Genomic DNA, 9,474 nt, shown 5'->3' on the forward strand with positions numbered 1-9,474 from the left:
GTCAGTCCTTGTGCCCGGTGCTGTCCGGATCCGGCCGCCACGTCATGCGACGGGCCGGGATCGTCCGCTTGCCCAGCGCTATCGCCTTGATGACGCGGTGACGGCCATCGGCAATGCAGCCATTCCAGTCCAGCAAGATCGGGGCATCCAGATCAGCCTTCATGCACTTCTTTACGTGCCACGCGAGGCGAAACATATTGCTGCCCTGCCAAATCTCGCCCTGCAGGTCCAGCGCCGCCAGCGGGCAGTCGAACACCGGCAAATCCTTGGCGTCATCCAGCAGCTTGGCTACGCTGTAGCGGTTGCCGTAGCCGTCGTCGTAGTAGTCCTGCAGCGGGGCGATTCGGGCGAATTCGAGTCTCGGCGGTTTGGTCATGCATCGTCTCCAATCGGCCGCCCGGCGATTTCCACAACGGGCGGCCCAAGCGCCACATTGCCGAAGGTCACAACGGAAGTCACCGAATCGCCGTACTGGATCGGGTAAAGCTCAATCTTCACGACGCCAGGAAGCGGCTTGCCATCCGGGCCGGTCACTTTCGTGCCCTGCGCAGTGCCATCGCTCACGATGTGAATCTGCCCTCTGTCCATCACACCCTCTTCAACATAAACACGCCAGAGCGGGCATCCGCCCCGATTCCAGCCATCAGCGCATCAATGAGCGCAAAGCGCACCTGACCGCCGTTGACCGGATCGGCGTAGGCGGTCGTGATCGGCCCCACGGTCTGCTGCGTGATGGCGCGCGGATCGACGTCGGCAAAGAGCTTTCCCGCCCGCAGCGCCGCCTCGGTGGTCGCCGCTACCAAGTTCGGGTGCGGCGGGTCGATGTGCTGCCCTTGCGGGGCATAGCGCAGGCGAATGTACTGCGTGGCCTGGCGCAGCGCCGCTTCTTGCGCCGCCTCATCCGCCGGCCAGCCGGAGCGCCCCATGTCAGCGATGTAGGCTTCAGCTTGCGCGATGGTGATGTAGCTGTCGAACCCGTCAGCAGGCGCCACGATGAGAGCCATGTCTTACCCCTCGGTTTTCGGCTTGCGCCCCCGGCGCTTGGGCGCCTCCTGGGGCGTGATCGTGAGCGAGCGCAGTTCGTCCAAGCCCATGACCTCATCGAACTCGATGCCGCGCTCGGTCAGATCGGCGATCAGCAAGGTGCGCTCTTGCGCCTCGGGGATCTTGCCGTCAGCCTCGCGCTGGGCTGCCGCATCATCAGCCTGAACGACCGGATCAGCGGCTGCAATCGGTGCGCCTGGCCGCACACACTTGCCCAAGAACTCCTGAGGCTCGCCAGCGCGCATTTCGTCCCAGGTCCACTGACCATAGGCCGCCCGATTGAAATACGCCCGGCGGGTATCCACGGAAGGCAGAGACTCACCAGCCAGGGCAGACCAGGGCGCGGGCAGCGTGCCGATCACGGGCACGCCGACCAGCAGCGCATCGTGACCGACGTTGCTGTTGGCTGTCACGACCAGCCGGGCGCCGACCAAGGCGTCTTCCAAGGATTCGGCCTCGCAGCGCGGCAGCCCATAATCCTCATCAAAAAGAGGATGCGGACGGATGACCAGATTCGGATATTGGCCGGCCTGCTCGTGGCACCATGCCCGCAGCACATCCAGGCCCATGCCATGCGACATGTCCCCCGGCGTTTGCGGGCACAGCAGCGTGTAGCCCTTCGGATCGCCGCCCTCGGCCTTGATTTCCAACCCCAGCGCATCGAAGCGATCAGGCGGGCATTCAACTGCCGGGATGACGCCCAGGCCGTTCAGCGACACCTGCCAGTGACCGACCTTCCAGTCGTGAGCGTGGTTCGCGCGGCGCAGGTAACCGTAATCGATGATGTACACCGGCACGCCTGCGGCCCGGTATTCATTGAAAATCGTTTGGCCCTTGCCCTGCAGGCCGTAGATGGCGACCACATCAAAGTCCTCGACGCAGCCCACCCCCCAATCAGGCGCGGATCGCAACACCGCATTGTGGCCATTCACCAGGAGGCCATCCACAAAGGCCTGGCCTCCTGGGAAGGCGTCACGCGCGTAGACGCCCCACTTCATTACCGGCTCTTCACGACCACGCCGGCGAGTGACTTCTTATCGCTCACGGACTTGATCCAGTTCGCGCCGGTCCCCAGCGTTGCGTCGTTGGGGTTTGCGCCCTTGGTGGTGTCCCACTTGAAGCCCTTGACGCCGGCGTTGTAGGCGTATTCGCCCTGCAGGCGCACGACCAGGTTCTCCAGGCCGGTCACTTCGTCCAGCACCACGCGCTCGGACTCGCTGTTTTCCAGCACGATGCCTTGCGCGGTCAGTCCCAGCGTGTGGTAATCGCTGTAGGCCGTCGAGCCGGCGCCGCCGGTGACGATCAGTGCGTCCGAGTCGGTCACGATGACCGGGCGGTTGAGCGACAGGGGCGTTGCGGCCTGCACCACGATGCCGGACACGACATCGCCATTGCCGGAGCTGCCGATCTGGTGCTGCACCAGGTCAAACCAAACCTTGGAGTGCATGACCCACGCGACGATACCGCTGGAGGCATCACCGAACTTCGACAGACCGGTCACCAGGTCAGAGGTGGTCATGGTGCCGTTGGTGGCGACCGTGTGCGAGGTTTCGGCGTTGTTCACCAGCGAGGACCGGGCCGAGCGCAGGCCGGAATTCAGCATTTCCACCTGCATGGCCTTGCCGATCATGTTGCCCAGCAGCACCGAGAATGCCTCGGGCGTCATGTCCATGGCGATCTTGGCGAAGGCGTCATAGGTCTGGTTGACCGGCCCGATCTTACGGTTCAGCTTCACGCTGATGATCTCGTCCATCGCCAGCAGCAGGTCGGTGGCATTCGAGGTGGACGTGGTGTCGCGCCGGGTCACGAGATTGGCGATGTTCGTGAAGAACGATTCCTTCGCGTAGTCGCCGCGCCGGGAAACGGTGGTGAGCGCAATCGCGCCGCCCGCCGCGTTGAAGTAGTTGGAGGCCTGCATCAGCGTTTCCACGATGCCGCCGCGCAGCTCGTTCTGATAGACCTTGAAGTTGGATGCTTTGCCGATACTCATGATGATGGTGTCCTATAAAGGGATTAATTGCTGTAGTCGGCAGCGAGTTTGTCCTGCCATTTGGCCAGGCCGTTCTCGCTGATGAATTGCGCCTTTTCGGCGGCGCTCATCTCCGACGCCTTCTTCGTGACACCCTTGGTGCCCTTGTCGCCGGTCTGGCCGGCCCCCACGGCCCTGGGCCATAGGTGTGGTGCTGCTTCCTTCAGGGATTCCGCCCATTCGAGCGGAGACAGAGGGGTTTTGCCATCCTTGCCAAAGACGACCTCCTCGCCGTTCATCGCCACAGGCTCGCCGTCGTCGTTCAGCCTGAAGGTGCTTCGCGCCCGCAGAATGATGTCGTCGGTCGCCTCGGGCAATGCCCCGGCCTTGGTTGCGGCCTCGCGGATCGAATCGGACAGCACCTTCTCGCGGAATCGGTCGGCGAATGCCTGGGACTTGTCAGCCCGCTCCTTCTCCGTTTTCAGTTGCTTGTCCAGATCGGCGCGCAGCCGCTCGGTACGCTTGGCGAGCACGTCCTCGATCTTGCCTTCGGCAATGAGGCGCGTTTCCTCGTCTTCGCCGGCCTTCTTCAGCAGACCTTTGACCGCCTCGATGTCCAGGCCATCGAATTGGCCCTTGAGGCTGTCCAGTTCGGACTTTTGCGTCTTCAAGTTGCCCAGCAACTCCGAGTTCTTGGACTTCAGACCAGCAACAGCGGCGTCGATCGCGTCCTTGCCTTTGGCGGTGAGGGCGGTCTTCAGCGCGGCGGCTTTCTCTTCGTCCAGGTCCAGGCCAAGCGCGGCCAGATCGAGATCGTCAAACATGGTGGTGTATCCCCTTGGGATGGTGTGGGCGCCGGCTTGGCCGACAATGAAAAAGGCCCCGCCTAACGGAGCCTCAGAAAGCAGAAACCCGCCGAAGCGGGTCAGAAATCTATTTCTTATCTGGGTCCATCCATGATGGCAACTCTGTCCACCTGGTCCCCGGCAGCATGCCCATATACCCATCAGGGAGGCCTTCGCCTGTCACGTAGCCTTTGGAATACCTGCCTGCTCGCAGGCCGCCTGCAGCCACAAAACAAATCAGCGCGCCTTCGTTTGGCTCTTGCTGCGGATACGCATTCACTTGGCAATCTCCAACTCGGTCAACATCGGGACAATCAGCCCGCGCTTGTAGCACTCGGCGCAGACGTCCTTGTGAATCACTGTGCCGCGCGTTCGGCGGCCGTTGTGAACGGATGTGCCAGCCTCGATAGTCGCGGCGGCGCGGCCCCCACAGCGATTGCACTGCAGAAGACCATCCGGGCGATCCATGCGGCGGATCCTGCGGCGCGTCTTTTCCTTCTCATCGGGCGCGGCAGGCGGGACGATGTAGAGCATCGGGTCATTCTATCCCCGCCCGCTCGAAAGCAGCGTGATTTCTCGCCTGCAATTCATCCAGGCTCAACCATCGGCCCTTGTCATTCGCAAAGGCCTGAATATCCAGACCGCCACGGCGATACAGCGCGGCCCGCGTCTTGCCCAGCACGTCATCCTGAACGCTGGCCGGCTGGCCTTTCAGCCACTGGCTGTAACGCATGTTCGCGTCCACATAGCCATCAGCCGACGATTGCGTGCCAAAGAACTGCGTCTGGCCCTTGAGCATCCTGATGCCGGTCGATCGGCAATTCCAGTGTGCGCGCCCGGGGCCGCCCAGGTACGGCATTTTGTGGCCTACCGGGCGGTGTTCCTTGTCGTATGCGAGGCCAGACCTCAGGATGCAGATGCTTGACGTCCTCCCGTCCAGCGTCGAGGTCCAGATTTCATCACCCAGGATGTCGTCGTTTTCCTCGAAGAACGCCTCACGGGCCGATGCTGCCGTGTGGCTCAGCGCCGTGCGCACCAAGCTCTCAGCGCCGCGCCGGTCGATTTCCAGCAGCCCATCGGCGTACCCATTTGCCTTGGTGCCGCGAATCCGGCGCACGATCTCGCTGGTGGTCTCGCCCCCCAGGTAGCCGATGCGCACGGTGTCGCGGATGCGGGCCATGCGGGTGGCTTCGATGCCGTGTGCCCAATCCTTGAGCAATCGCCCCTGAAATGGTCGGCTCATGGCCGCCGCCCTCGCCTGCCCAGCAGTCACGCCCGCGAAATCGATCTCAGGCGCTGCGTGTTGGTAGAGCTTGTCCCACCAGACGGCCTCAATCGGCGCCAGGGCCTTCATGCTGGCGGCAATCCCGTCATGCACTTGGCTGTACGCCGCCGCATTCACCTCACGGACGGAGCGCAGCACGGATTCGATCTGATCCAACGTGGCGGATCCTGCCGGCAGCCGGTCCAGCGCCGCTGACAGTTTCTCAAACAGCGCGGCGTCGGCTCGATTGAGCAGTTGGATGATGCGCCGGATTTCTCCATTGCTGTAGTGCGTCAGGTCGATCTGGTGGCGGGTCAGCGCATCCAGGACGCCGCTCGGAAGGGATGCCATTACAAGGCTCCAAGCCCAGGCCCAGTAGCCTCCAGCTCCCCGCGCTCATCGTCGTAGGACCGGTCGGGCAGCTTGCCGGCGGTCAGGTACTGCCAGTAGGACCGCCAGGACACCCCCCCCGCAACGACAGCGGTCTGCAACTGCGCAAGAATCTGCGCATCCACCTGACCGGTCGTGAAGTCTGGCTTCACGGTGAAGCTGACCTCGCCCGGGTTCGCGCCCACCCATTCGGCGCAGTACTTCAGCGCCTGCTCGATACCCTCGGCCGCCGCCATGACAATCGAGTGCAGGGTCGCGTGCTGGTCATTCTGGCGGGCCTTCCTGGCCTCGCCGGACTCAGTGCCCTGCGCGTCCATAACCTTGGCGCCAGCCTCCAGGGCCGCGTTCTTCTGGTCAGCCATAGCCTGGCGCACAGCCTCGATGCCTGCGCCCTGGAATTCCAGGTAGCCGCACTTTCCTTCCCGGCCCAGATCCCATGCCGCAGACGGCCCGGTGACGGTCAGCGACTTCGATTCATCAATGCCGGACACCCACGGCTGCGGGTGGCTCGTCTGGTGCATGCTGCCGAAGTAGTCAGCTGAGAGTTGGTAGGACTTCAGCGCCGCGCGCGCCATGGTGAGCATCGGGATTTCATCCACCGCCGGCGTGTTGTCCGTCGAGCCACTGAAAACGATTGGGATATATCCCACGCCCGCGACAACCTCGCCGCGAGAATCGACACGCCCCAGCGTGCGCTCAGGCTCAATTACATTTTCGTCGCCGTCCATAACGACGCTCGAACACACCCCGTCACGCAGCCTAAAGACTCGGTATACAGTGATGGCGTCATGCGCAAATTCATCGGCCTTGGGGTCGGGCCGGGACTCAATCAGCACAGCCAGCACCAGATCGTCTCGCCCGGCCACGCTTGCGGTTTTCCAGTTGATCGCGGATTCTGGCCGGTACAGATCGATGTAGGGGCGCCCCTGATCGTCCACATTGACCAGCAGCGGAGAGCGGCCAAAGGCGATGGTCTGGCGGCAAACGCGCAAGAATAGCTGCGTGAGGCTAAATCCGTCGTTCGTGGCGGACGCTTCGATGCCGGCCAGTGCGCTTGGTAGCTCGACTTCCGGTTTCAGGCGCGAAACCAGCCCCATCATGGCACGCAGAGAATCGCCCACCCAGCCTTCGTACTGAGCGCGCGCGACATAGGCCCTGTACAGATAGGCGTTTTCCTTGTCCTGGCGCTCAGCCTCGACCATGCCGGATGTTTTCGGCAGGTTCGCGGGATCGGCCTTCACCGCCCGCTCACCATCGAGCGCCTGGTCGATCATGCGCCACAGCGGGGCATTCTTATCGTACTCAGGGTGTGTGGTGGTAACAGGCATCAGCCTAATCCTCGAATTTGGCGCAACTGCACGATGCTCTTCACAATCGGCCACTCACGATCCACGCAATACCCGATTGCGGTCGTGATGTGCTGGTATTGGTTTTTCTGGTCTTCCTGGAAGGCCGACCCATCTTTCAGTTGCACGGTCGCCAGGCCCTTATCGCACCACTTGGCAGTCACCGGATTCACGAACAGACTGATATGCCCGTCCGCCGTCTTGATCTTGGCCCGGACCGCGTTCTGCCGATCCTTAATGGCCGGGTGCGCTGGCTTGACCCGGCGCGTGTACGTCCAGCCATTGGCCTTCAGAACGCCCTCGATGTCGGTGTAGTCCGATGCGTGTCCGTGCTTTTCGCCCGCCTGCCCTGCCGGATCACCGTAGATCAGGACATGCCGGTTTTTGTGATCCTTGAACTTCTCGACGAACTCGACGGCTGACTGCTTCGATACCGCACTGGTCAGCACGATCTCATCGAGCAGATACAGGTCGTTATTGCCATCACCGCGCCGAACGCCAATAGCACTCGATAGCGGCGTGTAGTTCTGATCATGCATCCACATCAACTGCTCATGCGGCTCGATCCTGGCCGTCGTGTGGTTCGCCTTGCTGTAGTCCTCATAGATCCGACCGGTCGCGGTCTCGAAACTCGCCTCGAACTCCTGGCGGAACTGCTTGGCCGACATCGCCCGCTTCATCGCGGCGATCACATCGGTCGGCAGGATCTCCGCCGACTTCCAGTGAAACACCGCGAAGTCCGGGTTTTGCCCGGTCTCTGCGGCGCTGCACAGGTCGTAATAGTGGTTCAGGCCGTCGGGCACACCCAACAGCCAGCACCAGGCCCTGTATTCCGGGTCCAGCGGGTTGACCGTGTTCAGCGCCGGCAGGATGTTCGCTTCCCAAGCTGACGGCTTCACATCGGCGAATTCGTCGATGCCGCCACCCTTCCACGGGATGCCCTCGATGCGCTGCGGCTTGTCCAGGCCGATGACGTGGATCTCGCTGCCGTTGGGCATGAAAATGATGCGGTCAGACTCGCTCGGGCGCTTTGTGTGCAGCGCCGACAGCGTGAAGGCCTTCAGGTCATCCCAGAAAATCTTCTTGGCCTGATCGTGCGTAGGCGCTGCCGCGAAGTACGGCCCCGGCACGCGATTGGCCTGCTTCACCAGGAACCGCTTGAATCGCTCGGTCTTCCCGCTACGGCGCCCAGCGGGCACCAGCGGGAACCGAATGCCGCTCGGCACAGCCTGCACTAGAGCCAACTGGACCGCGTGATCAATCAGCGGATACCAGCGGGCAAGCTGGCGATCCAGAATCAAATTGCCGGTGCTCATGACGGCAGCTTTTCGATCAGGTCAGACAAGATCTTTTGCAAACCATCCTTCGGTGGCTCAGCATCGGCCCTGTCGCCGTAGACCTTCGGTTTGAGCTTCGACGCGATCCATTTTCTGGCATCCACCCGAAGCTTTGAGCGTGCGATCACATCATGGTCGGTACGCCGGTTGCCGTCCTCGTCCTCATAGCTATCGTTCAGGCCATCATCGGCGATGTCCAGAATCTCGTCTGCCAGGGCATCTGCTTGCGCTTCCCGCGCGCGCGCGTACTGGTCGCGGAAGGAGGCATGCAGACTCAACCACCTGAAAACGGTCGCCTTGTTCGGCATGTCCTCATCTCGGCATATCCGCCGCAGGCTTTCGCCTTCCGCCAGCCGCTCGCAGATCTGGTCTGCCGTCTTTAGCGTGTACCTTGATGGTCTGGCCATAACGCGCCTTCGAGACGCCTATGGCGCACTCCTTTGTGATGGAAATGAAAAGCCGCCCGAAGGCGGCCACTCAGAGACTAGAGGATTTCCGAAATACTCTTTCCTCTGGGTTTATCTGGCAAGGAAGACAATTCACTCCACTGCGCCCGACTATCGTAGGGGTCAATTACCCACGCGATGCCATCATCATCGAGCGCGTACAGCGTTCGGATCGCCCTGCCTTGCGGATCGGCCGACTGCGACGCAACCAACTGAACAATCTTCCTCTGCATACCGCCTCCCATGTAATAAGAAGCTACAGCATGCCACCTTCAAACGGCTTGGCCCAGTCGTAATAGCCCTACTTCCTCACACACTCCACCGTCTTTCCGTCGGTCGCGCAAGAATACTCACCGAGATCCACGGTGATCGACGGTGCCGGACGCAGCAGCATCCACGCGGCGACGGTCGGCCAGACTGCCAGGTGAACGCCGGCCGCCACGATGGCGATACCGATCAGGAAGTCTCGCATATCAGACCCCGAAAAGAACCGCGCCCCGCGAATCTCTCGACTCAGCGGGGCGCGAAACGAGGCTGCGACACCTCGGGAGGAGACAAGGTTGCGGCAACCTGGCGCCACCAGGTCAAAGGCTCTTTGTTTGCAGGCCCCAGGATCTAATCTGACCAGCCTGCCAGTACCGCATAATCTAACGCCAGGCGATCAACCCAGGCGGCCTGCAATGCAGGACTTGCGCCGCACCCACGAAGGGCCGGAAATGAAGAACCCGCCTCGATGGGCGGATACGTTTTCACAGGACGCAACTGTCCTGCCCGTATTGTCCCTTACAGTGTCCCAATAATCCAGCATTTCGGGAAACTTCATGTCCCAATAG

General features: G+C 62.0%; 12 protein-coding genes. All 12 read right to left on the minus strand.

What is annotated here, in order from left to right; translation table 11 throughout:
* Position 1: 1 nt before the first annotated feature.
* The 12 genes from ACTPOE_RS16710 to ACTPOE_RS16765 all read right to left on the minus strand — a co-directional run bounded on the left by ACTPOE_RS16710 (position 2) and on the right by ACTPOE_RS16765 (position 9,113).
* Entirely contained in the window at positions 2–376 is a 375-nt protein-coding gene (locus ACTPOE_RS16710; RefSeq protein WP_458873341.1) for a ParB N-terminal domain-containing protein, read from the minus strand.
* Positions 373–588, minus strand: coding sequence for a hypothetical protein (locus ACTPOE_RS16715; RefSeq protein WP_458873342.1), 216 nt, complete (start codon positions 586–588; stop codon positions 373–375). Before ACTPOE_RS16715 ends, ACTPOE_RS16710 begins: the two co-directional genes overlap by 4 nt.
* The gene (locus ACTPOE_RS16720) at positions 588–1,004 is read right to left on the minus strand and encodes a DnaT-like ssDNA-binding protein (RefSeq protein ID WP_458873343.1); all 417 of its coding nucleotides are present in this window, start codon (positions 1,002–1,004) and stop codon (positions 588–590) included. The genes ACTPOE_RS16715 and ACTPOE_RS16720 overlap by 1 nt, the downstream gene beginning before the upstream one ends.
* Before the next feature lie 3 nt (positions 1,005–1,007).
* Positions 1,008–2,042: a hypothetical protein gene (locus ACTPOE_RS16725; protein ID WP_458873344.1), complete on the minus strand. Its 1,035-nt coding sequence runs from the start codon at positions 2,040–2,042 to the stop codon at positions 1,008–1,010.
* On the minus strand, positions 2,042–3,034 hold the full coding sequence (locus tag ACTPOE_RS16730; protein WP_458873345.1) for a major capsid protein: 993 nt from the start codon (positions 3,032–3,034) through the stop codon (positions 2,042–2,044). Before ACTPOE_RS16730 ends, ACTPOE_RS16725 begins: the two co-directional genes overlap by 1 nt.
* Positions 3,035–3,057: 23 nt before the next feature.
* Positions 3,058–3,837, minus strand: a complete 780-nt coding sequence (locus tag ACTPOE_RS16735) for a hypothetical protein (RefSeq protein ID WP_458873346.1) — start codon at positions 3,835–3,837, stop codon at positions 3,058–3,060.
* Positions 3,838–4,134: 297 nt separating this feature from the next.
* Positions 4,135–4,392 carry a hypothetical protein gene (locus ACTPOE_RS16740; RefSeq protein WP_458873347.1) on the minus strand — a complete coding sequence of 86 codons (258 nt, stop codon included), beginning with the start codon at positions 4,390–4,392 and terminating at the stop codon, positions 4,135–4,137.
* A gap of 4 nt (positions 4,393–4,396) precedes the next feature.
* A complete protein-coding gene (locus ACTPOE_RS16745) occupies positions 4,397–5,473 on the minus strand; it encodes a hypothetical protein (protein ID WP_458873348.1) in 1,077 nt (358 codons plus the stop codon).
* A complete protein-coding gene (locus ACTPOE_RS16750) occupies positions 5,473–6,840 on the minus strand; it encodes a DUF4055 domain-containing protein (protein ID WP_458873349.1) in 1,368 nt (455 codons plus the stop codon). The genes ACTPOE_RS16745 and ACTPOE_RS16750 overlap by 1 nt, the downstream gene beginning before the upstream one ends.
* The gene (locus ACTPOE_RS16755; RefSeq protein WP_458873350.1) at positions 6,840–8,174 is read right to left on the minus strand and encodes a terminase large subunit domain-containing protein; all 1,335 of its coding nucleotides are present in this window, start codon (positions 8,172–8,174) and stop codon (positions 6,840–6,842) included. The genes ACTPOE_RS16750 and ACTPOE_RS16755 overlap by 1 nt, the downstream gene beginning before the upstream one ends.
* On the minus strand, positions 8,171–8,602 hold the full coding sequence (locus ACTPOE_RS16760) for a terminase small subunit-like protein (RefSeq protein WP_458873351.1): 432 nt from the start codon (positions 8,600–8,602) through the stop codon (positions 8,171–8,173). The genes ACTPOE_RS16755 and ACTPOE_RS16760 overlap by 4 nt, the downstream gene beginning before the upstream one ends.
* Positions 8,603–8,942: 340 nt before the next feature.
* The gene (locus ACTPOE_RS16765; RefSeq protein WP_458873352.1) at positions 8,943–9,113 is read right to left on the minus strand and encodes a hypothetical protein; all 171 of its coding nucleotides are present in this window, start codon (positions 9,111–9,113) and stop codon (positions 8,943–8,945) included.
* Between the last annotated feature and the right edge of the window lie 361 nt (positions 9,114–9,474).

The sequence above is a fragment of the Castellaniella sp. WN genome (assembly GCF_054457555.1).

Bases quoted from the DNA above. Each gene is read 5' to 3' on its own strand.
- ACTPOE_RS16735 (WP_458873346.1), bottom strand. From the start codon at position 3,837: ATGTTTGACGATCTCGATCTGGCCGCGCTTGGCCTGGACCTGGACGAA.
- ACTPOE_RS16725 (WP_458873344.1), bottom strand. From the start codon at position 2,042: ATGAAGTGGGGCGTCTACGCGCGTGACGCCTTCCCAGGAGGCCAGGCC.
- ACTPOE_RS16750 (WP_458873349.1), bottom strand. From the start codon at position 6,840: ATGCCTGTTACCACCACACACCCTGAGTACGATAAGAATGCCCCGCTG.
- ACTPOE_RS16745 (WP_458873348.1), bottom strand. From the start codon at position 5,473: ATGGCATCCCTTCCGAGCGGCGTCCTGGATGCGCTGACCCGCCACCAG.
- ACTPOE_RS16765 (WP_458873352.1), bottom strand. From the start codon at position 9,113: ATGCGAGACTTCCTGATCGGTATCGCCATCGTGGCGGCCGGCGTTCAC.
- ACTPOE_RS16720 (WP_458873343.1), bottom strand. From the start codon at position 1,004: ATGGCTCTCATCGTGGCGCCTGCTGACGGGTTCGACAGCTACATCACC.
- ACTPOE_RS16715 (WP_458873342.1), bottom strand. From the start codon at position 588: ATGGACAGAGGGCAGATTCACATCGTGAGCGATGGCACTGCGCAGGGC.
- ACTPOE_RS16760 (WP_458873351.1), bottom strand. From the start codon at position 8,602: ATGGCCAGACCATCAAGGTACACGCTAAAGACGGCAGACCAGATCTGC.
- ACTPOE_RS16740 (WP_458873347.1), bottom strand. From the start codon at position 4,392: ATGCTCTACATCGTCCCGCCTGCCGCGCCCGATGAGAAGGAAAAGACG.
- ACTPOE_RS16730 (WP_458873345.1), bottom strand. From the start codon at position 3,034: ATGAGTATCGGCAAAGCATCCAACTTCAAGGTCTATCAGAACGAGCTG.
- ACTPOE_RS16710 (WP_458873341.1), bottom strand. From the start codon at position 376: ATGACCAAACCGCCGAGACTCGAATTCGCCCGAATCGCCCCGCTGCAG.
- ACTPOE_RS16755 (WP_458873350.1), bottom strand. From the start codon at position 8,174: ATGAGCACCGGCAATTTGATTCTGGATCGCCAGCTTGCCCGCTGGTAT.